Origin of the sequence: Paraburkholderia sediminicola, from assembly GCF_046026895.1 — a bacterium.
GTDB classification, from domain to species: Bacteria; Pseudomonadota; Gammaproteobacteria; order Burkholderiales; family Burkholderiaceae; genus Paraburkholderia; species Paraburkholderia sediminicola_C.
The window spans coordinates 72,387-93,259 of sequence record NZ_JAQQEU010000009.1; the positions used below are offsets into that span (position 1 = coordinate 72,387).

General features: G+C 65.8%; 15 protein-coding genes. 7 read left to right on the forward strand and 8 right to left on the reverse strand.

Annotated features, from left to right (window positions below; all coding sequences use genetic code 11):
- The first annotated feature begins 132 nt into the window (after positions 1-132).
- From PQR02_RS09060 to PQR02_RS09070, 3 genes are all read left to right on the forward strand, one after another.
- Positions 133-273, forward strand: coding sequence for a hypothetical protein (locus PQR02_RS09060; protein ID WP_408228577.1), 141 nt, complete (start codon positions 133-135; stop codon positions 271-273).
- Between the two features lie 116 nt (positions 274-389).
- Positions 390-2,048, forward strand: a complete 1,659-nt coding sequence (locus PQR02_RS09065) for an NRAMP family divalent metal transporter (protein WP_408228581.1) — start codon at positions 390-392, stop codon at positions 2,046-2,048.
- Positions 2,049-2,517: 469 nt separating this feature from the next.
- Positions 2,518-3,021 carry a lipocalin-like domain-containing protein gene (locus tag PQR02_RS09070; protein WP_408228584.1) on the forward strand — a complete coding sequence of 168 codons (504 nt, stop codon included), beginning with the start codon at positions 2,518-2,520 and terminating at the stop codon, positions 3,019-3,021.
- Between the two features lie 148 nt (positions 3,022-3,169).
- Here the strand turns inward: PQR02_RS09070 and PQR02_RS09075 are convergent, their stop codons facing one another.
- Both PQR02_RS09075 and PQR02_RS09080 read right to left on the reverse strand, forming a co-directional pair.
- Positions 3,170-4,699, reverse strand: a complete 1,530-nt coding sequence (locus tag PQR02_RS09075) for a phage tail family protein (protein ID WP_408228587.1) — start codon at positions 4,697-4,699, stop codon at positions 3,170-3,172.
- Between the two features lie 238 nt (positions 4,700-4,937).
- On the reverse strand, positions 4,938-5,543 hold the full coding sequence (locus tag PQR02_RS09080; RefSeq protein ID WP_408228590.1) for a YceI family protein: 606 nt from the start codon (positions 5,541-5,543) through the stop codon (positions 4,938-4,940).
- Between the two features lie 306 nt (positions 5,544-5,849).
- On the opposite strand from PQR02_RS09080, the gene PQR02_RS09085 reads away from it, so the two are divergent.
- Genes PQR02_RS09085 through PQR02_RS09100 form a run of 4 tightly spaced genes read left to right on the forward strand, consistent with a single transcriptional unit; the run spans position 5,850 to position 10,014 of the window.
- A complete protein-coding gene (locus PQR02_RS09085) occupies positions 5,850-6,773 on the forward strand; it encodes a FecR family protein (protein ID WP_408228593.1) in 924 nt (307 codons plus the stop codon).
- Positions 6,770-7,648 (forward strand): Tll0287-like domain-containing protein, encoded by an 879-nt coding sequence (locus PQR02_RS09090; protein WP_408228596.1) that lies wholly within the window; start codon positions 6,770-6,772, stop codon positions 7,646-7,648. The genes PQR02_RS09085 and PQR02_RS09090 overlap by 4 nt, the downstream gene beginning before the upstream one ends.
- A gap of 10 nt (positions 7,649-7,658) precedes the next feature.
- Positions 7,659-9,107 (forward strand): serine/threonine-protein kinase, encoded by a 1,449-nt coding sequence (locus PQR02_RS09095; RefSeq protein WP_408228599.1) that lies wholly within the window; start codon positions 7,659-7,661, stop codon positions 9,105-9,107.
- Between the two features lie 58 nt (positions 9,108-9,165).
- Positions 9,166-10,014, forward strand: coding sequence for a PP2C family protein-serine/threonine phosphatase (locus PQR02_RS09100; protein ID WP_408228602.1), 849 nt, complete (start codon positions 9,166-9,168; stop codon positions 10,012-10,014).
- 64 nt (positions 10,015-10,078) lie between these two features.
- On the opposite strand, the gene tagF is transcribed toward PQR02_RS09100, so the two are convergent.
- The 6 genes from tagF to PQR02_RS09130 are packed head-to-tail and all read right to left on the reverse strand — an operon-like array spanning position 10,079 to position 20,873.
- Positions 10,079-10,765 (reverse strand): type VI secretion system-associated protein TagF, encoded by a 687-nt coding sequence (tagF, locus tag PQR02_RS09105; RefSeq protein WP_408228605.1) that lies wholly within the window; start codon positions 10,763-10,765, stop codon positions 10,079-10,081.
- Positions 10,762-14,448 (reverse strand): type VI secretion system membrane subunit TssM, encoded by a 3,687-nt coding sequence (gene tssM, locus PQR02_RS09110; RefSeq protein ID WP_408228608.1) that lies wholly within the window; start codon positions 14,446-14,448, stop codon positions 10,762-10,764. The genes tagF and tssM overlap by 4 nt, the downstream gene beginning before the upstream one ends.
- A 40-nt stretch (positions 14,449-14,488) precedes the next feature.
- Positions 14,489-16,000 carry a DotU family type VI secretion system protein gene (locus PQR02_RS09115; protein WP_408228611.1) on the reverse strand — a complete coding sequence of 504 codons (1,512 nt, stop codon included), beginning with the start codon at positions 15,998-16,000 and terminating at the stop codon, positions 14,489-14,491.
- 37 nt (positions 16,001-16,037) lie between these two features.
- Positions 16,038-17,381, reverse strand: a complete 1,344-nt coding sequence (tssK, locus tag PQR02_RS09120; RefSeq protein WP_408228614.1) for a type VI secretion system baseplate subunit TssK — start codon at positions 17,379-17,381, stop codon at positions 16,038-16,040.
- Positions 17,368-18,858, reverse strand: coding sequence for a type VI secretion system-associated FHA domain protein TagH (tagH, locus tag PQR02_RS09125; RefSeq protein WP_408228617.1), 1,491 nt, complete (start codon positions 18,856-18,858; stop codon positions 17,368-17,370). The genes tssK and tagH overlap by 14 nt, the downstream gene beginning before the upstream one ends.
- Entirely contained in the window at positions 18,855-20,873 is a 2,019-nt protein-coding gene (locus PQR02_RS09130) for a type VI secretion system Vgr family protein (protein WP_408228620.1), read from the reverse strand. Before PQR02_RS09130 ends, tagH begins: the two co-directional genes overlap by 4 nt.

Genomic DNA, 20,873 nt, shown 5'->3' on the forward strand with positions numbered 1-20,873 from the left:
CCATATGCCGCCGCACTTCCCCCTTACCTGAGGGACGCGAGTAGACCGCCCCGTCGCGCGCATCATGCGCTCGCGCTCCGAGTCTGCTGGCTTTCCGCGAACCGCGTCGTGCCTGACGCTCGGAGAAATATCATGAACTTCGGCCTCCTCCTGCCGAAACTGCCGCACGTGCGTGAATCGCGCGTCCACTACGACGCCATGCTTGCGTTGCACGCCCGCGAACCGCACAAATTCGCCGCATTCTGGCAGCGTCTCAGGGCGCTCGTTTCGTAAGTCCCGTGCCCTCCGGCCATACGAAAGCGACGTCGTTGTTCCCGATGACTGACGCTCTTCCGTATGCCGGGTTGCGCATTTTCGCTTCAGCAACTCATACTCGGGGAAAAAACAAGATGTCCACTCCATCGCACGTTGCACCACCACGCACGGCCGTGCTCGATGATGCCCACCTTGGCGACATCAAGGGCGCTTTCGGCACTATCGCGTACCATGACACCGCTCCACGCGCAACCTGGTGGGCGCGCTTTCGCACCCTGCTCGCCATTCTCGGCCCCGGCCTCATCGTGATGGTCGGCGACAACGATGCGGGTGCCTTTGGCACGTACACCCAGGCGGGACAGAACTATGGGACCACGCTGCTGTGGACGCTTCTGCTGCTGGTGCCGGTCCTCTTCGTCAATCAGGAAATGGTGCTGCGCCTGGGCGCGGTAACCGGCGTCGGTCACGCGCGTCTCATCTTCGAGCGCTTCGGTAAATTCTGGGGGGCATTCAGCGTCGTCGACCTGTTCATTCTCAACGCGCTGACGATTGTGACCGAGTTCATCGGCATCACGTTTGTCCTCGACTTCTTCGGTGTCTCCAAGATTGCGGGCGTCTGCATTGCCGCGGCGCTGACGATGGCCGCCGTCAGTACGGGAAATTTCCGGCGCTTCGAGCGCTTTGCTCTGGTGCTGTGCGCGTTAAGCCTGTTGCTGGTGCCCGTGCTGGTGTCGATTCACCCGCCGGTTTCGCAAATGACGCGCGATCTCCTCATTCCGAACTGGCCCGCTCACTCGAAGCTCAGTGACGTCATGCTGCTCGTCATCGGCATTGTCGGAACCACGGTTGCGCCCTGGCAGCTTTTCTTCCAGCAGAGCTACATCGTCGACAAGCGCATCACGCCGCGCTTCATGAAATACGAGAAGGCCGACCTGTGGATCGGTATCGTCTTCGTCATGATCGGGGCGATCGCGATGATTTCGTTCTGTGCCGCGCTGTTCGCCGGCAGCCCCGAATTCGGCAACTTTACGGACGCGGGCGGCGTCATCGCCGGCCTGGAAAGATACGCGGGACGCACGAGCGCTGTGCTGTTCGCGGTGGCGCTGCTGGATGCCTGTATCATCGGCGCGGCGGCGGTATCGCTGTCGACCGCGTATGCGATCGGCGACGTGTTCAAGATTCGCCATTCGCTGCACCGTAATGTTTCGGATGCCAAAGGCTTTTATCTGGTCTACTTTGGCATTGTTGCCGCCGCTGCCGCTCTGGTATTGATTCCGGGCAGCCCGCTCGGACTGCTGACCGAAGCGGTGCAGACACTTGCCGGCGTACTGCTGCCGAGCGCCACGGTGTTTTTGCTGCTGTTGTGCAACGACAAGGCCGTGCTGGGTCCCTGGGTCAACTCCAGGAGGCTGAACCTGTTTACCGGCGCGGTCGTTTGGGTGCTGGTGATGCTGTCGATCATCCTCACCGCGTCCGTCATGTACCCGGACATCGCCGGTCGGACCATTCTTCAGATGCTAGGCGGGGGAACGCTGCTCGCCATTGCGGGATTTGCTGCAACAGTATTGTTGCGCAAGCGCCGCCAGGAACCGGCAACAGGGGCCACGCACGACGACGGGGTGGTCTATCCCAAGGCGGCGCGCGACACGTGGCGTATGCCACCCTTGAACGAATTGCCCCCGCCCAGGCTGACGCTGTCCAACCGCGTCTGGATGGGCGTGCTGCGCGGCTATCTCGTCGTGGCGGTTGCCCTGGTTATCGTCAAGGTCGTTCAGATGACCCTGCTGCAGTAACAGAATGGCGTCGCCCGCTGCCCAGGCAGGTTGGCAGTAGACGAGGCACGCAAGATGGTTCGCCATTTTGCGTGCCGATTTCAAACGGCCTTGTGCGCACGCGATGATTCGCTCGTTTCGACATCAGGTGTGACCTCAATATAGAAAAGCTCCCAGCTGTCACGCATTCCGGTATCGATGTTCGTTGGAAGTCGTGGCCGGGAAAGCTATCCTACAAGCGTATCTTCTGGCGGTCGAATGCGAACCATGCATCGTACCGCGACGTTGTAAGCGAACCGTTCCGATACAGGCGACCCGCGTGGTTCCTCTCGACCGTAGCGGCGATAGCGCATACCTGCGGAGCAAGGATGGCATCGTGCTGGAGAGATCAGTTGTTCCCTGGCGAGTTCGAGCGCACCAGGAATGGTGCAAAGGAATGTCCGGTGTTTCGTATTGGCACAATCGCACCTCCCGCGCGTTGGAGAACACCATGAAGCCGCTACTCCAAACCCTGCCCGCTGCCGCGCTGACGGCCCTTGCACTTTGCCTGCCCGCACCAGAGACTTTTGCCCAGGCGGCGTCTGGCCTGGCAGGGTCATGGTCTTTGGTCTCGTTGACCGTTTTCAGAAGCGGTAGCGAAGTCGAGGTGCTGGGTCCGCATCCGCAGGGCCAACTCATCTTCGGCAGCGACGGCCGCTACGTCCTGGTCGGCGTTCGCGCGGATTTGCCGAAATTCGCGGCGGATAACCGGCTATCGGGGAGTGCGGAAGAGAACCAGCGCATCGTCCAGGGCAGCTTCGCCCATTTCGGCACTTATACCGTCGATCCTGCCGGACAAGTGATTGTTTTCCACATCCACAACAGCACCTTTCCGAATTGGGACGGCGATGTTCAGCGGCGTCCATTTACCCTTGATGGCGACCGGTTGACCTACGTCACGCCCGGGAGCTTCGGATATGGGGCATCGAAAGTTTCGTGGCAACGGTTGAAGTGAGCCCCGTCAAGACGAAGTACAAACTCGGATGTCGGTTCCTCGCCCGCCACGGCGTTGGCAGCCAGCCAGCAACCATGCACGGCTTCACGAAGTCGCGTGACCGCCGGCGCGCCGCGAAGGCAAACGGCTACGTCAATTGTCGGGTTCGTCAACCATTCAGAAACCCCAGCGTCGCCTGCCATGCCCTGGCCCGTTTGCTCTGTTCCTCCGTATGGCTTTGCGCCAGCTTGAGCAGGCCCTGCACCACCTTGTCTTCGGACGCGAAGCTGAATCCCGCATCGTTCAGATAGCTCGTCCCCCATATCTTCAGTCCATCCACATAGCGGCATCCGGCCGTAAACTCGGACTGGCTGATCACCGCTTCATCGTCCTTGTACATCGCCAGAAAATGCATCTTGTCGCCGCATATGCCGGAGTTCAGCGCTAAAACCGATAACGCGGGAATCGAAACCGAATAGCGCTTGAACCAGTTGTTGAAGGCAATCGGCCGCGTATGCAGCGCATCACGTTGATAGCGCGCTTGCCAATGCGTTTGCGCCTGGCTGAAAAACATCTTCATGCGGACGATTTCGACGATCTTCCAGATGGTCTTGGCCAGCGTTTCGAGAATCGATACGACCGCGCTGACGATCGATGCGGCGCCCTGCGACGCGATCTGAATGCCGAGACTCGCCCCGCCCTTGACCATGTCATAGACGCCCTCGCCCACGCTCAGCGACATCGACCGCCGAATCGCCTCGACGATCGTGCCGGGATGTCCGGTCAGAATCTGAACGTCGCGCCCCGCGACCCATTCGCGGTATTTGGTGATGCTGGCATCGATGGTGTTGGCGATACCCTTGGCCAGATCCAGACCCGCGCCGATAAACGGAGCCGCAGCCGCGAACAGCTTGCCGCACAGGAAGTTCACGAGCTTGCGGAGCATCCCCGGCAGCACGTCGAGGGCGGTGCCACCGGGGTCCTTGCGGATATCGGCGATCTTGTCGCAGATCATGCCCCAGAGCTTGGTCGCCGCGTCGTTGATTTTGGCGCGGATCGCCTCGTACAGCCGTCGCAAGTTGCTGTCGGTGGGCATGGGCGGGGTTGGGCCCGAGGTCAATTGACTGGCGGGGACCACTTTCTTGCCGAAATGCTGGGTCACCTTGTCCTGGACTTTGGCCGCCGCCATCCCGGCGGGCTTCTGCGCCAGGTCCAATATGTCGGATGCACGCGACGCCGCCGTATTGCTGTCCGGCGCAGTCCCCAATCCCGCCGTCGTGACGTCGAACGCTCCTTCGAGGACCACCCGGAAGATGCTGTCCTCGATCGACGTATTGGCAAACAGATACAGCACCCCGAGCCTCGAATTGATCAGCGCGGGCGCCATAAAATTCTGCGCGCCCATCGCGACATCCGTATCCCCCAATCCCCTCAACTGCTCATCAAGCCGCGTAAAGCACTGCTTGTGATTGCGGGGATCTTTCTTCCACGCGTTGCCCGCGCCCCTGCCCTCCTTCCACGCCTTGAAGTGGGTTTGTACCTCGTAGAAGCGGTAGACGGTCGGGTTGCGCTGGTACTGGAGGATCTGCTCGTCGAGTGCCTTGAGCAGGGCATCGCGTGGCTGAATGGTCAGCGCCGTGTCTTTCATCCAGGTTTCGTAAGACACGAGTTGCTGCAACGTTGAACTTTTGGAAGGCATCGAAGGTCTCCTGGGGCAATGGGTTACTGCAATGAAAACCAGGCTTGCCCTGCGGCGGCGCCGGGTTCAACAACGGTTCGATTTGCGACCGGCCGACGCAATCAGCGTTGTCGCGGTATCGGCAAGGAAGAGGGTCGGCACGGCGGCGCCGCTCGCGAGCAGTTGGCCGGTCTTGTAGAAAGGGGCGCTGAAGCGGCCGCGGCCAGGTCGCCCGTGTGCCGCCGCATGCACGCCTCTTTCAGTTGCCGGAGCGCAGCACCACCGAGAAACTGCCAGGCGCCGAACTCGTCAACACATTCAGGTTCATCAACGAGCGCAGGGCTTCCACACCGTCCTGCAGGCCGTAATCCTTCAGATTCACGACAATGGGTGTGCGCGTGCCGACCAGCAATGCGTTCGATGCGAGCTTGACGACGCGTAGATTGGCGCTCAGCGGCTTGCTCTGTCCGGCAATGGTCAGTTGGCCGGTCAGTTCGATATCGGCGTTCGCACCCACACGCAGCGCATCGAAGCGGTGAACATCGACTGCACCGGCGAACACCGCTTGCGGATAGTCGGCCACTTTGAACAACAGATCTTTCAGGCGATCGTTGCGCAACGGGATATTGGTCTCGACGCTGGCGAGATCGACGTTGAAGCGGAGCTTGCCATCGTCGCCGACCGAGCCGCCCACCTGTTTGAACGTCTGCACCTCTTCGATGCCGCCAACGCCAGGCGCACCTGCCTTGGCAGTCACAAAGGAAAGGGTCGATTCGGAACTGTCGACGTGCCACGCGGCATAAGTCGACGAAGCAGCCAGGCAGAGCGCGGCGGCCGCAACATGGAGAATGGAGTGACGCATCATATAGCTTCCTTTAAGTGGTTCGGCGATCCGGGTTGGCCTGAATAAATAGATCGCTATCCTGAATATATATCGATCCAACGCGCCTCGATCACGCGTCGATCACGCGTTGAACGCGAGCGAAACGGGTTCGCACGGCGATGGCGTGCACGCAATCCTGCCGGATACTCCGCCGTCCGCTCCCGTCCTGCCGAAAACAGCCGAGCCCGCGTGCTTGTTCCACGCATCGATAAAAAAATTTCCGATGGAATAGAAGCCACGCTCTGGCTGTTCTCGACGTGATCCCACTCATATCGAGGAGCGGCGGCGATGAACCTTCCGCAACGCGCAACGTCACGCATGGTTGCCTGGCTGCGGCGCGGCACCATGGCCGCATGCCTGTGCGTCACGCCGCTCACGCATGCCTCGGCGTTGCTGCTGTTACCGGAGGGCTCAGTGACGCTGATCCGGGGCACCTCCGTGTTCGCGGTAGACGCGCCGCTCGCCACGCAGCCCGGCGACCTCCTCACAACGGACGCCCAGTCCGGCGCCCAACTGGAAGATGCCAACGGCACGCTGGTGGCGCTCGGCCCGCTGACGCGGCTCTCGATCGACGCGCCGCCCCATGGTGAAGACGCTGCCGGGCTGCCCTCGCTGTCACTCCTGGCGGGGTGGATCAAGCTGGCCCGAGCGGGCGCTGGCGGCCCCGCACCGCTGCTGCTGGATACGTCATCGATACACATCGCGTTGCGGCAAGGTTCGAGCGCGGTCCACGCCACCGGTACGTCGAGCGCCCTGTTTGTCGAAACTGGCAGCGCCGTGGTGACCTTGCCGGAAGGCCGGGACGCGCCGCAGACCCTCGCCGCCGATGCTTACCTCGAACGCGAGCCCGGCAAGCCGCCTGTGCTGTCCGCTCGTCCTGCGACAGCATTCGTGAGTCAACTGCCGCTGCCGTTTCGCGACCCGCTCGCGCCGCTGACTCCGCTTGCGTCGCATAACCCGGCGAAACCCGTCACGCCGGTCCAGGGCAGACCGGTTGCTTATGCGGATCTGGCCGACTGGCTCACGTGCAGCTTGCCGGTGCGCCACACCTTCGTGGCGCGGTTTCGCGCGCTCATCCATACCGAGCCGTTTCGCACCCAGATCCGCCTCAATCTGCGCGTGTTACCCGAATGGCGCCCTGTCCTTTACCCGCCGCCGCCCTTGCCGCCCCAGCGGCCGCGTGCGCCACGTCCGTCCGCGGAGGAGTCATGAGACTGTCGCTGAGCGTCAAATTCAACCTGGTTTTTCTCGGCATTTTCGCGGCGGGTTTCGGCGGCGCCGGCTGGGTCGCGAACGACCTGTTGCAGCGCGCCGCCGTCGAAGAGACCGTGCAGAACGCGCGGGTTTTGATGGAAGCAGCCAGCGCCTCGCAAAACTACACCGCGACCCAGGTCACGCCCTTGCTGCAAACGCAGCTCAAGTACAGCTTCGTGCCGCAGTCGGTGCCGGCCTTTTCCGCCGTCGAGACCTTGATGTCGCTGGAAAAGCACCTGGCCGGCTATTCATACCGCTCGACCATGCTCAATCCCACCAATCCGCGCGACCGGCCGACCGACTGGGAGACCGATGTGATCCGCCGCCTGCACGACAAGCCCGAACTCAAGGAAGTGGTCGGCCTGCGCGACACGCCGAGCGGTCCGAATCTGTATATCGCTCGCCCCAACCGGATCAACGACGCGGCCTGCATGGAATGCCACAGCGTGCCGTCCGCCGCGCCCAAGACCTTGCTCGACAAATACGGTCCGAATAACGGCTTCAACTGGCCGCTGCACGAAACCATCGGGGCGGATTTCGTCTCAGTGCCGATGGCCCTGCCGATCGCCCGCAGCCACGGCGTGCTGCGTACGTTCCTGCTGTCGCTGCTCGCCGTGTTCGGTAGCGTCCTGATCGCGCTGAACGTCATGGTTCATCTGCTCGTCACGCGGAGAATTCGCGCGCTCTCGCAAGCCGCCGACGAAGTCAGTCTCGGCAAGCTCGACGGCGCGGATTTCGTCGAACGCGGGCAGGACGAGATCGCCTCGCTGGCGGCCTCGTTTGCGCGCATGAAGACCAGCCTCGTCGAGGCGTTCCGGATGATCGAGAGCTGACGGACCCACGATGGATTCCGCTCCTATCACGTCGCTCGGCAAATACCGGGTCGAAACGACGCTCGGCGCCGGCGCGATGGGTGTCGTGTATCGCGCGTTCGATCCGCATATCGAGCGCCGCGTCGCCCTGAAGACGATCCGCAACGAACTGTTCGACAGCGGCGAGCGCGCAAGCCTGATGGCGCGCTTTCGCAACGAGGCGCAAGCTGCGGGGCGCCTGTCGCACCCGAACATCGTCGCGGTCTACGACTACGGCGAAGCCGACGGCACGGCCTACATCGCGATGGAATACGTCGACGGACGCAGCCTCGAAGCCTTCCTCCGCGCAGGCGAGCCGCTCGATCTTCACGCCGCGCTCGACTGGTTCACGCAATTGCTTGCCGGACTCGCTTACGCCCATGAGCACGGCGTCGTGCATCGCGACATCAAGCCCGCCAACCTGCTCGTCACCCCACGCGGTCGACTGAAAGTCACGGATTTCGGCATCGCCCATATCGAATCGTCGACGATGACCGTGGTCGGCTCGGTGGTGGGCACGCCGAGCTACATGGCGCCGGAACAGTTCTGCGGCGACTCGGTGGACGGCCGCTCGGACCTGTTCTCCGCAGCGGTCGTGCTGTACCAAATGCTGACCGGCCAGCGGCCGTTTGCGGGGCCGCCCGCGTCGGTGATGCAACAGGTGCTGCGCGATACGCCGCCGCGGCCCACGCAACGCAATCCGACCCTGCCCGCCGCGCTCGACGCGGTGCTGATGCGCGCATTGTCGAAGGAGCGGGCCGCGCGTTACCAGACGCCGGCCGAACTGCGTGCGGCCTTGTTCGAGGCGCTCAACGGCGTGTCATCGCATTCGACCTGCGCCGACAATGACCGCACCGTGTTGATGGCGGCGGCCTCTGGCGGGACCGCCGCGTCGGCTGTCCCGCCGCCGCCTGCCCCCGCTACGGTTGAAAAGCTCCCCACCGTTTGGCCCGCTGGCGATCTCGCCGCGGTCCAGGCGTGGCTCGCCGCTCAGGTCGGCCCGGTCGCGCGCCTGCTGGTCGCCCGCGCGGCAACCCGAGCCGCGGATTTGCCGACGCTGAGCGCGCTGCTAGTCCCGCACATTCCTTCCGACAAGGGCCGCAAGCAGTTCGCCGATGCCCTCAGCACGCTCGCACAAGAAACGTGGCACGCTAGCCTGCGCACCGATACGAGCCCGCGACCTTCGCAGCCGCAGACCGCGCAGCGCGATGTGACTTCGCTGGACGGCTCGGCGCCATCCACGTCGCTGACCCCGGAGCAGATCCGCGCCGCCGCGCTGCAACTGGCGGTCTATCTCGGACCGATTGCACAGCTCATCGTCAAACGGGAAGCCCCGCGCGCGCTCGATCTGCGGATGCTGCAACAGCGGCTCGCCGAAGCGATTTCCAACGATCACGACCGCGCCAGTTTCCTGCGCGCCACTGGATTGAGAACGGATTGAATCCATACCGAACCAACCGGCCGCGTCGAGTCGACGGCGGCCCGCAGGAGAACCGCGCATGCGTTCCGCCACACTGTCGCTCACGCTCCACCGCTTCAACCACTGCACCGCGTGCGGCTTGTCCGATCCAGGGCGGGTGCGCCGGGTCAACGAAGACCATTTCCTGATCGACCCGGCGCTCGGCCTGATCGTGATCGCGGATGGCATGGGCGGTCACACGGACGGCGCACTCGCCAGCGAGACCGCTTTGCAACGCATCGCCGCAACCGTTGGCGCCGCCTGCGCCGCGACACCGCGCGCAAGCGCTGGCCCGGTCACTGCCGGCGATCCTGACGCCACGGTTCACGACGACGCGCTCGACGCGATACGCACCCTGCTCGATGCGCTCGATCAGGCAAATGCCACGCTCTATGCGCTGAATACGCGTGAGCCTGGCGCGCTCGAGCGCGGCATGGGCACGACGGTGACCGGGCTCTGGCAACCTGCGGCATCGGATCTGCTCGTGGCGTTTCAGGTTGGCGACAGCCGCCTGTACCGCTATCGCGACGGTGCGCTGCTGCAGTTATCGCGCGACCAGACGCTTTACCAGCAGGCACTCGACCTCGGCAACATCGACCATTTGCCGCCGCGCAATGTGTTGCTTCAGGCGCTCGGTCCGCTGCCAGCGGTGGCGCCGGTGGTGGAGACCCATCCCTGTGCGCCGGGCGATCGTTATCTGCTATGCAGCGACGGCTTGTATGGCGAGGTGCCGCATCATGAGATCGAAGCGGTGCTGGCAGCGGTGAGCGTCGATACGCTGGAGGCGGCCTGCCAGCGGCTGGTCGAACTCACGCTCGATGCGGGTGGAAAAGATAACGTGACGGCGGTGGTGGCCTGCTATGACAATGCGGCCGCCGGTGGCATCTGAATCCCTGACGCGGTAAGCAGGCATCGCTCTCACTGTGCCGCGCCCGTACCGCGAACCTCGATAGTCACTCGGGCGCGCCACCCGGCCACGGACCATGCGATAGCCAACCCGCGGTGCCGCCGTAAAACAGCCCCGCGACCTGCAACGCATCCGGAAGACCCGCGCATCGGCGCATCGACGGCGGGAGCGTCTCGCCACCGTCAGTCCACCAAACGCAGTGCCCACGGCTGCCAGCGGTCCCAGCGCGTATGGCATCCGCTACGCTCGCGAGCATCGCATCGCGCGGCAAGCGGTCAGGCAGATCGCTTTCACCCGTTCCATCCGCAAGCGCCGCGAGTCCGGCTTCCAGTTCCGCGAGCCGCGCGCCGCTCTCCAGCGTGGCCAACGCGAGTTCACCGCAGCGGACGAACCACGGTCGCGCCTCGGCCACCCACGTGGGAAGCATGCAGGCATCCAGTGGCGCCGTGATCGTCAACGGGAAATGACGTCCGACACTATCCACGCCAGGCATCAGCACCCCGGCCCACGCGGTCGGACCCATCACGTCAGCGCCGAGCACGAAGTACCACAGCGGTGCGCTCAGGTAGGCCCCCAACCAGTCGTCACCCAGCGCGCCCCGGCCTTGCAGAACACCTGCCTGCAACATCAGGTCCCAGCGCGCGACGAACTCGGGCGGCAAGTGTCGAGTGACAAAATCGCCGTTGCAGCGCACCTTGCCGTAGCAACCGGCCAATCCGGGTCCGCGCTTCATAGATGGGTCGGACAGCTAAACTGTTCGAGGGCGGCTCGCCTGAATGGATTCACCACGCTGGCCGCGTCGAGTTCGACAACCGCCTTGCGGCCCGCCGAATCGAAGCTCAAGCGGAAACGGTCCGCTTGCGCAGTCGTTTCCAGTTGCCCCGCATCGACGAGATGCAGGAGCGCCCACGGGCCGCTCGCGTCAAACGACGCGCGCTGCCCCGCTGGCGGCGGCGTGAAGTCCACCTGCGCGCGGCCCGTGTTCTTGCCGCTCGGCCACTGAAATTGCGCGGACTGCAGCGCGTCGTGCGTCAGCACCAGTTGCTGGCCGTCGATGTCGAGCGTCACCTGAGTCAGCGACGAGTCGAGTGAGAGCGGCTTGATGCCGAAGCGAATCGACACATCGCGCCCGCCGTTACGGAAAAACGCATCGCGGATCTGCGCGGCGCGCTGGAATTGCGCCAGCACATCACGCGAAAGGCCGAGCGGCGCCGCCCCCGCGCGCCATTGCCACACCGGCGTGCTCGAATCCACGAGATTCGCGAGATTCTTCTGGAAAAAATCGTCGATCAGGCCGCCCGGGCTGAAGAGCTTGCCGAAGTCGTCGGCGGCCGCATCGCGGGTCGAAGTCCGCACTAACGGATAGCGGCCGTCCAGCGCGCTGTGACACAGTGGGCCGACGCTGGAGGTCCACAGGGCATTGAGCCGGGCGCGCTCGCCGCCTTGCAGCAGTTCGCCGCCTGCCGCCGATAGCGCCGCTGCAATCCCCGTCAATGGCGCAGGTTGCGTCTGGCCCGCCAGCTTCAGCTTGCTCAGGGCGTCGCCCGCCGGCGCCGGCTGGCCGAGGCGGCGCGCCGCATCGGCTGCTTCGAGGTAGAGCGCGGCGTCCTTGAGCGGCGCAAACGCCTGATCGAGGGATGCATTGTCCGCGGCAGCCATGTCGCCGTTAGCCGCCGCAGCCGCTTTGCCGGCCAGTTCGTGCAAGGTCTGGAAGTGCGCGTCGACCGGCGTGGGGAGCGAGGCCTGGCTTGCCGAACCGGCTGGCGGTGGGTCGGACGCATTGCCCAGCGCCGCGCCAAGGCGCTTGCGTGCGGCATCGAATGCGCCGGCGAGGGTCGTGCCCGACGCACCGTCCGCCCCCTCTTTGCCGGCGCTCCCGACGATGGCGCTGCCCGCGGTACCCGTCGCTGCATCACGCGCACGCTGCCCGATGGCCGGCCCCTCTACAGCCAGATCCGCCAGGGTGGTCTCGCGGGCCGCCGCCACGATCAGATTGCGCAGCGGCGAATCGTGCGCCGCCAACTGGTTGGCGATCCGCGCGCCATCGGCGAGGTTGGCGAACGGCACCACGCTCAAGTCCGCCAGCAGACTATCCCACGCGTGGTCATAGGCGTCGAAATAGCGCTGCGTGAGCGCGCCGCGCAACGCGTCGGTGCCTGCCGGAGTGGGCGCGACGTCTTGCCGGCCGAGCACCCACGCGTCCCGCGCGACGTCCGCGAGCGCCGCCTCGCGCAGCTGCACAAAACGTGCATAACCGCTGCGCGTGTACGCACCCGGTACGCCGCCCGTCAGCGGCGCGCCGCTCGTGCGTGTCAGCAGCAAAGGCGTGTTCGGACCCGCTGCGGCGCTGACGCTGAACGGCGTGAGGTTCGCCTGTTCGAGATCGCGCTGCACGCGGTTGAACAGACGCTCTTCCAGCGGCAACTCACCGAGTGAAGCACGCGCCTGTTCGATCAGGTGGCGATCGAGCGGCAATGACGGATCGAAACGCCGCTTGTCGAACAGCGCCGCAAGATGGCCGTCGAGTGCATTGCGCTGTTCCGCGCTCGCATCGTGCAGCACATCGCGCCGCCAATCGAGGTCGACCCACGCGCGTACGGTGTTCGCGTCGTAGTGTTGCGGGTCGCCGAGCATCAGGTAGGTGCGCAACGCTTCATACTGGTATTCCTGCGGGTTCGCAGCGCCGCGCCGCAACTGAGCTTCGAGACGCTGCACCACCAGCGGCAGCAGCGTTTCGTTGAGCAGCCGGCGATAGGTCACCCGCGCCTGGGCGCCGAGCTTGTCTCCCTGGTACAGCCAAAGGCGCGTCAGCAACGGCACCGGCTTGCCCGCATCGGCATAACCGCCGGGCAGATCGCGCGCGGCATCGAGCAACGGCAGCAGCGCAAGCGGATCGCGCTGCGGGTCGGCGCTGTGGGCGAGGCCCTGGAGCCGGGTCATCTGCTGATTGAACTCGGCCACATACGCGCGGTTGCGCTGATAGCTGATCGCGAGGCCAGCCAGCGCGAGCGCCAGCACGATGCCGATCAGACCCAGCGCGCCGCGTTGCAGCCACGTGCGCAGCCGTTCGAGGCGCGCATTCGCGCCCGCCAGCGCGGCCTCGCTGAAAATCACGTCCTTCAGGAGCCGCTTGATGAAGTACGCACGGCCGGCGGCGCCCTGATTGACGCCGACGTCATGACGCAGCCCGAGCGATTGCGCCAGCGCGCCGATGGCCCGGTCGATCGGTCGTCCCTGCTGGGTGCCGCTCGTGAAGTACACGCCGCGCAACATGGGTGGCGCGTCATAGCGGGTGCCGCCGAACGCGTCGTCGAGGAAGCTGCGCAGCGCCGGCTGCAGACCGGCAAACTGCTGCGGAAAACCGTAGATCAGCGCGCGCCGCCGCACGTCGCTCTCGCGCTGCATCCGGGCCAGCACGCGCGCCTGCAGCCGTTCACCCAACGCGTCGAACCCGGCCGGAAACGCGCCGAGCGCCTGCTCGGCCCGGCCGCTTTCGTCGAGCGGAAACGTGATCCCCCACACCTGTTCGCGCTCGTGCTGGCCGAGGTCGTCGAAGAACTCCGTGAAGCCCGCCAGCAGGTCGCATTTCGTCACGACCAGATAGACCGGAAAGCGCGTGCCCAGACGCTCCGCCAGTTCGCTCAGACGGGCGCGGATCAGCCGCACGTGCGCGGCACGCGCGGCGTCGTCCTGCTGCACCAGATCCGCGGCGGACAGCGTCACGATGATCCCGTTCACCGGACAGCGCGGGCGATATTTGCGCAACAGGCTCAGGAAGCCGTCCCAGGCGGACTGGTCGGCCTGCGCATCGCTATCCTGGGTCGTATAGCGGCCGGCGGTATCGACCAGCACGGCCTCGTCGGTGAACCACCAGTCGCAGTGACGCGTGCCGCCGACGCCGCCGATCGCGTCCTGGCCCAGCATGTCGCGCAACGGAAAGCGCAGGCCGGAATGCTGTAACGCGGTGGTCTTGCCGGTGCCCGGCGCGCCGATGAACATGTACCACGGCAACTGATAGAGCCATTGGCTGCCGAAGCTGCCCTTCATGCGCGCCTTTCGCAACACCGCGAGCGCCTGCTCGAAGCGCTGCCGCAGCAACGCGACTTCCGCGCTGGCGGCGCGTGATGCGGCGAGCGCGCCGCTGTCGTCCGTCATCGCCGCGCTGTTCTGCGCCGCCACACCGCTGACAAAGCGCAGATTGACGAGCCGCGCCAACAGCCAGTGAACGAACCAGCCGAGCGCCCACGCCAGCAGCAGGCAGGCAACCGCGATCCAGCGGCTGCGATCGGTTTCGAGCGGCACGCTGCCGCCGAACGCCACCAGCGGCCCTTCGAACCACAGCACCAGCGCGAGTGCGGCAACCCCGAGCAGCGTGAGGCCCTGCGGCGTCCTGATCCAACCAGCAAGCTTTTTCATGCGACGACTCCCGCATAGGTAATGGAAGTGCAGCGGCGCGTCATGACGACGCTCCCGGTGCCAGCAAAGTGATCTCGACGCGCCGGTTCTTCGCGCGGCCCGCAGCGGTGTCATTGGACGCAAGCGGCTCGGCATCGCCGCGTCCTTCCGCGCTGAAACGCTCCGGCGTGCCCGTGGTGGTGGCGGCAAGCAAGGTCCGCACGCTGTCGGCGCGCGCCTGCGAGAGAGCCCAGTTCGACGGGAAGCGTGCCGACAACGGCGGCTGGTTGTCGGTGTGCCCGGTGACGACGACCTTGCCGGGCACCGCCTGCAGCGCTTGCCCAATGCGTGTCATCAGTGGCTGGTAGGCCGCTTCCAGCGCCGCGCTGCCCGACGCGAACAGACCATCGCCATTGATGGTGACCACCGAGCGGTCGGCGCTGTCGCGCACACTGACGAGTCCCTGTGCGATCTCCGGCGCCAGAAAGGTCGCGAGCTTCGCCGTCGCGGCCGGCTGCGCGGCGGCGACGGCCGGCATCAGGGGCGGCGCGCTCACGCGGATGCCATTCAACGCGTCGAAGACCTGGTCCGACGCGCGATTCAGATTCACGCCTAGTGCAATATGCGTTGCGACCAGCGCCACGCCCGCCAACGCGGCCGTGACCCAGAGCGGCACCCGTTGCGTCAGCGAGCGGCGCGCACGCTGCACCGGCTGCCATTGCACCGACAACTCAGCTTCGAACGAACCGCGCTGCACCCGAATGATCTGCGCAAGACGCTCGCGCACCGATTCGAGCTGCGCCCGTCCGCCCTCGATCAGCCGGTAGCGGCCCTCGAAGCCCAACGACAGCATCACGTAGATCAGTTCGAGCACATCCACGTTGCGCGCCGGGTCCTGCGCGAGCCGTTGCAGGATCAGAAAGAAGCGCTCGCCGCCGGATGCTTCGTTGTGAAAGATCACCAGCAGGCTGCGGCTCGCCCACATGCCGCTGCCCCACGGCGTGCCCGAGATGGCTTCGTCGATGCAGGTGCACAGGCAATAGCGCGCCGCGGCGACCTGTTCGGTGTCGAAGCCGCTCGCGCGCGCCTCGGCTTCGAAAAGCTTCACCATCTGCAGCAGTTGCGCGCGCAGCCCTTCGACATCGGCACAGGCGGGCAAGGTGCGCAGCGGCAAGGCGAGGTCGAGCAGCGGATTGGCCGCGCGCACCAGTGGGTTCAAGCCGCTGGCCGTTGCGATGAGCGGCGCGCGGCGGGCGGCCGCGGGCGACGCGGCGCGAGTGGCGCTCTGCTGCGCGGTGGCCGCGGCCGGTGTAGGCTCGGGCGCGGCCTGACCGATGGGCGGTGGTGCGGCGTTTGGCGATGGCAGCGGTGCGCCGCCCAGTATCTGCTGCGGTGCGCGCTCTGTCCGCGCGGCGGCGGACGGCGCAGTGCGCCGCGCCGCCGCATCGGCGGGCACAGCGGACGGCATCGCAAAGGGCGGGCCCATCGCGGCCCCGCGCCGTCCGCCGGGCTGCGGAATCAGGATGGTTTCGTCGGAGTTGGCGTCAAGCGGCCATGGAGACGGCGTATTCACGATCGGTTCCTTATACGAGGGCTGGCGTCGCGCCCGCTCATGGACGGATGGCCCAGAACTCGAGCGCGAGTCCGGGGAAGTCGCCGGCAACATGCAGCGCCACGCCGGCCGAGGTCGCAAACTGCTTCCACAAGTCGCTGCCGCGTTCGAGTTCGAAGTAGGTGAACCCGGCGTGGAACGGCAACTGGCGCGGCGCGACCGGCAATGCGCGCAGCCCGATGCCCGGCAATTGCAGGTTCACCAGATCGCGAATCCGCTCGACCGGGCCCAGCTTGGCTTGCGGAGGGAAGCCGTTCAGCAGCGCCGCCGGGGCGAGGTCCGCCTTCACGGCGAGCACGAAGCTCGCTGAGCGGAACAGGTCGGTGTCGGGCACCACGGCCACCCGCAAACCGTACTTGCGTTCTTCGAGCGGAATCGGCACCGCATGCGGGTCCATGACCGCGCTCAGCGCGTTGCGCAATGCGTCGATCAGCGGCGTAAAGGTCTCGTCGAGCCGCTCGTGCCGATAGACCGGAAATGCGTCCGGCCGCTTGCCGACCTGGCAGAAGGTCGCGAGTTCGCCGGCCAGTTGCAGCGCATGGTGGTGCAGGTCGTGCGGATGCAAGCCGGTGCTCGTCGCCAACGCGGCGAACAGCGGCTCGGCGCGGTTCAGCGCCTGCAGCAGCAGGAAGTCGGCGATCTCGGCTGCGCCCGTCAACGCCGGCTGGGACAGGCGCGCGGCCAGCGCATCGGCGCGCTGATGCAGCAGGCCCAGCAATTCATCGACGAACGACGCCAGCCGGCGCGTGACGCGATAGTCGACGCACGGCGGCGCGTAGCCGGGGTCGAGCACGACGCGGTTATCGGCGCGCCGTTCGACCACCCGCACCACGCCCAGCGATGCATAGGCATGGGCGACCTCCGCTTCGAACGCGAGCCGCAGGCGCAGGTTGCCGACCTGCATCAAGGCGGCGCCCGTGGCGCCGTCGTTGCTGTCACGGACTTCCGTTTCGGCGATCCGGTGCCGCGTGAAACTGTCGTGCGCGTCGCCGCGCCCGGCATACGCGGCCTCCGGCACGCCGGGCCGCGACACCGGCAACGCCAGTACCACCTTCAGATCGCGCGCGCCTTCCGGCACGGCGAGCGGCAGCGGCAATTCGTCATCCGCGGGCAGGCGAAACGGCGTGCCGTCCGGCAGCACGCCGGAACACTCGGTCAACGCGATCCGGCCGAGCTTGAGCTGTTCGGTATCGATGGACAGCGACGAGAAGCCAAAGGCGTACGGCCGTAGCGCCGCACAACGCGTGTCGATTAACGCGTGCAGATAGCGGTCGTGTTGCTGCAGGTGCTGCGGCTGCAGCAGCATGCCTTCGGACCAGATCACCTTGTTATTCATGGACATTGTCATCTCGCTGCGAATGAGTGGAGGTCAGCGGCTGGCCATCGCGCAACAGGCCGGCTTGCCGTTCGTAGGCATCGTTGAAGGCGCTGCCGCACAGCGCCTGCAGGTCGTCGTCGCTCGCGCGCGCAAGCTCGCTGTAGAGCGCGGTGAACTGGTCCCACAGTTGAGCCTTGCGGCGTCCGGGCAGTTTGCCGAGCCAGCCGCGCGCGTCTTGCGCCTCGGACGCGGCGCTCAGGACGTGCGGATCGAAGCGGCCCAGCACGTGCTGTAGCGCGGCCCGCATGCCGGCGAGCACCGCCAGTTCGTGCCCGCGGATGTCCTCGAACGCACGTTGCAGGGCGGCTTCCGCAGGCAGGTAGCCGCTGCCGCGGCCGCTCAGCATCTGCTGCAATGCGCTGTCGCCGTCGGGGAAGAACTTCAGCGGGTTGTTGTCACGCTGCAAAAGCAAGGTGGTGTCGAGCCGCACCTCGCGCTTGAGCACCGAACGTGACAGCAGCACGTTCACGGTGCCGCTGACTGCCGTGCGCAGCATGCGGCCCGCCAGACGGGCCACGTCGGCGCCACTGCGCTCGCGCACGGCGGACCGGTCGAGGCCGAGGCCGTCGAGCAGCGCCGCGAGTGTGAGATCGGACGAGGCAGCGGCGGCGGATTGCGCCACGACGGTCGAAGCGACCGTTCGGGGCGCGACAGCATCGGCGCCACCTTCGCCGTGGCTGCGCGCATGCCGCCCGAGCGCCGCATCGTTCAATGGGTCATAGTCGTCAGGAATGCTGAGCGCCGACTGAACCCCATGCGCCATTTCCGGCGGCACAAAAGCGAACTGCTCCGGCGACACGTGATCGTGTTCCGAGCCGGCGAACGCAGCGCGTCCATCCGCTGCCTGCACGGACTGCCGCAGCGGCGCGCCCAGCGGATCGAACGGCGCGCCAGGCAAGCGCGCACCCGCCAGTACGGCCGCCTGCGCGAGTGGATCGCCCAGCAGCGCATCGGTTGCGAACGGTGGCACGCCGCCCAGCAGATCCGCGGCGTGATCCGGGTCCGTCAGAGCAAACACACCTTCCGCGTCGTGGCTCGCATTGCTCGCTGGCGCGACGGCAAGCGCTTCGATCGTCACGTCGAGCACATACGCGCCCATCTCCAGGCGGTCGCGATCGGCGAGCTGGCTGCGCGCGTGAGCCGTCACCGGCCGGCCATTCAGCCGGCTCGGGTTGCTGCCGAGGTCGGTCAGCCACCATGCACCGTCCGCGCAATCGACCCGCGCTTGCACACGCGACACGGTTTTCAGCGCGTCCGGCAGGACCAGTGCGTTATCGGGCCCTCGGCCGATGGCACCCCCCGCCGCATCGAAGCAGCGGGCAAGCGGCGCCGCGAGTAACGTGCCCTGGTACGATCTGACTTCGAGCGTCATGCGTGATCCGGGCTGCGGGTCATCGTGTCCGGGTGCGCCAGGCGCGAAGTGGTAGGCGAGCGTGTTCATCGCGAACCGTCGTCAGCTTGTTGCGGGTCGGTCGGCGCATCGGGCGACGCGCTCTGCGCCCCCGCACCGCCGCCGCCACCACCGCAATTGATCTGCACCATCGGCCCATCGATCGTCACCGGCCCCGCGCCGCTGATGGCGATCCCTTCCGGTCCGAGCACGATCGTGTTGCCGCCGGCCTTGAGCGTGAGCATCATCCCCGCTTCGATCGTCACGTTCATGCCGCCCTTGATGTCGATGTTTTCGCCCGCACTGAGCGCGAGGTTCATGCCGGACTTGTGCTGGGTGTCCTGCCCGACGTCGAGCGACAGCTTGCCGCCGATCTTGCCGTTGTGATTGCCAGTGAGCGCATCGCTGCGATTGCCGCTGCACTGCGCCAGATCGTCGCTTTTGACGATCACATGCCGCTCGTGGCCAATCCAGTACAGCGCGTCGTGCTTCACATAGGTATCGAGGTTGCGCTCCGCATGGAAGAACAGTTGTTCGCTTCCTTTGCTATCGTCGAAGCGCATTTCGTTGAAGCCGTCGCCGCCCTTCGTGGAGTTGCTCCTGAAGGTCGCGCGCGCGGCATGCTCGGGCAGCGCATACGGCGGCATGTGCGCGGCGTTATAGACGCTGCCCGTGACGATGGGCCGATCCGGATCGCCCTCGATAAACTCCACCAACACTTCCTGGCCGATACGCGGCAAGAAGAACGCGCCCCACTGCTGCCCCGCCCACGCCTGGGCGACCCGCACCCAGCAACGCTGCAACGCCTGATCGCCCGTGGGTGGCGCGAACTGCTCCCAGTGGAATTGCACCTTGATGCGGCCGTACTTGTCGGTATGGATTTCCTCACCGCCCGGCCCCACCACCACCGCCGTCTGCGGGCCGCACACGCGTGGACGGGGCGTGAGCCGGGCAGTGCGAAACGCGCTGTCGTGACGCAGCGCCGTGAACGAACTGTCGAACACGAAGCGCGGCACACCGGCTTCTCGCGCGGACAGGTAGGTGTCCGATTGAAGTTCATACCGGGCCGACACGACCAGGTACTCGCCGTTCTGGTCGCCACGCGGATGCCCAGTGAGCGTAAACAGGCCGCCGGGGCAGATGCCGCGCGCCGTGGTACGGCCGCTCAAGCGCTCGTTCGCGGCCTGATGCGCCTCGACGTGCGCCTGCGCGTAGCGGTCGGCGTCGGCATGCCGTGTATAGCCGACGCCGTGTTCCTGCATCGCGTAGAGCACCGGATCGAGCGGCTGCGTGCGCAGCGCGCGGCTCAGCAAGCCCTGTTGGGCGCTTTGCACCGGCTTTTCGAAATCGTAGTCGTTGACTTCGCTGATGCCGGCCTGCACCTCGCCGCCGCACGACCACGCATAGATACATTCGAATTCCGATGGCGCAGCAATCTGCGCGCGATACGGAATCTGCGCGTAATGCGGTGTCGCCGTGTGCACCTGCGGCGAATCCGCGAGGATCAGCCTGTGCTTGCCGCCGTGATGCTCGAAGTAGTAGTAGATGCCTTCGTGCTCGAGCAGACGGCTGACAAAATCGAAGTCGCTCTCGCGGTGCTGCGCGCAATGCTCGCGGCTCGTATAGCTCGCCGTGCAGCGGTTGTCGAAGTCGATCTGATAACCGGCCAGCACCTGGCTCACGATCGCCGGCACCGTCATCTCGTAGAAGAAGCGATAGTGCGATGCGCGCGTGAGCAGCCACAGACGCGGCCGGACCGTGGCGCGATACGCGGCCGGCCGGTTCGGATTGGCGCTCGCCGGGCGAACCAGTTCGAAGGCGGTGACGATGCCGTTGAATTCGCGCTCGCCACCGCCCGGCAGTTCGAGGCTCACGGACAGGTCGCTGCCCAGCATCGGCGCGACCGCCAGATCCGAGCGCTCGGCAAGCAGTTCGAGGTCCCACTGCGCGAGACGCCCTAGTTCCTCGTGGCCGCGCATCCGGAACAGCACGAGTCCATCGGCTTGAAGCGCGCATTTGAGCCGGATCGCGCGGTTGGAGTCGGTCAGCATCATCACGGTTTCCAT

Excerpts from the sequence above, each read along its gene's own strand:
- PQR02_RS09080 (WP_408228590.1), bottom strand. The coding sequence starts at position 5,543 with ATGATGCGTCACTCCATTCTCCATGTTGCGGCCGCCGCGCTCTGCCTG.
- PQR02_RS09070 (WP_408228584.1), top strand. The coding sequence starts at position 2,518 with ATGAAGCCGCTACTCCAAACCCTGCCCGCTGCCGCGCTGACGGCCCTT.
- PQR02_RS09100 (WP_408228602.1), top strand. The coding sequence starts at position 9,166 with ATGCGTTCCGCCACACTGTCGCTCACGCTCCACCGCTTCAACCACTGC.
- tagH (WP_408228617.1), bottom strand. The coding sequence starts at position 18,858 with ATGAACACGCTCGCCTACCACTTCGCGCCTGGCGCACCCGGACACGAT.
- PQR02_RS09130 (WP_408228620.1), bottom strand. The coding sequence starts at position 20,873 with ATGGAAACCGTGATGATGCTGACCGACTCCAACCGCGCGATCCGGCTC.
- PQR02_RS09065 (WP_408228581.1), top strand. The coding sequence starts at position 390 with ATGTCCACTCCATCGCACGTTGCACCACCACGCACGGCCGTGCTCGAT.
- PQR02_RS09075 (WP_408228587.1), bottom strand. The coding sequence starts at position 4,699 with ATGCCTTCCAAAAGTTCAACGTTGCAGCAACTCGTGTCTTACGAAACC.
- PQR02_RS09095 (WP_408228599.1), top strand. The coding sequence starts at position 7,659 with ATGGATTCCGCTCCTATCACGTCGCTCGGCAAATACCGGGTCGAAACG.
- tagF (WP_408228605.1), bottom strand. The coding sequence starts at position 10,765 with ATGAAGCGCGGACCCGGATTGGCCGGTTGCTACGGCAAGGTGCGCTGC.
- PQR02_RS09085 (WP_408228593.1), top strand. The coding sequence starts at position 5,850 with ATGAACCTTCCGCAACGCGCAACGTCACGCATGGTTGCCTGGCTGCGG.
- PQR02_RS09090 (WP_408228596.1), top strand. The coding sequence starts at position 6,770 with ATGAGACTGTCGCTGAGCGTCAAATTCAACCTGGTTTTTCTCGGCATT.
- PQR02_RS09060 (WP_408228577.1), top strand. The coding sequence starts at position 133 with ATGAACTTCGGCCTCCTCCTGCCGAAACTGCCGCACGTGCGTGAATCG.
- tssM (WP_408228608.1), bottom strand. The coding sequence starts at position 14,448 with ATGAAAAAGCTTGCTGGTTGGATCAGGACGCCGCAGGGCCTCACGCTG.
- tssK (WP_408228614.1), bottom strand. The coding sequence starts at position 17,381 with ATGTCCATGAATAACAAGGTGATCTGGTCCGAAGGCATGCTGCTGCAG.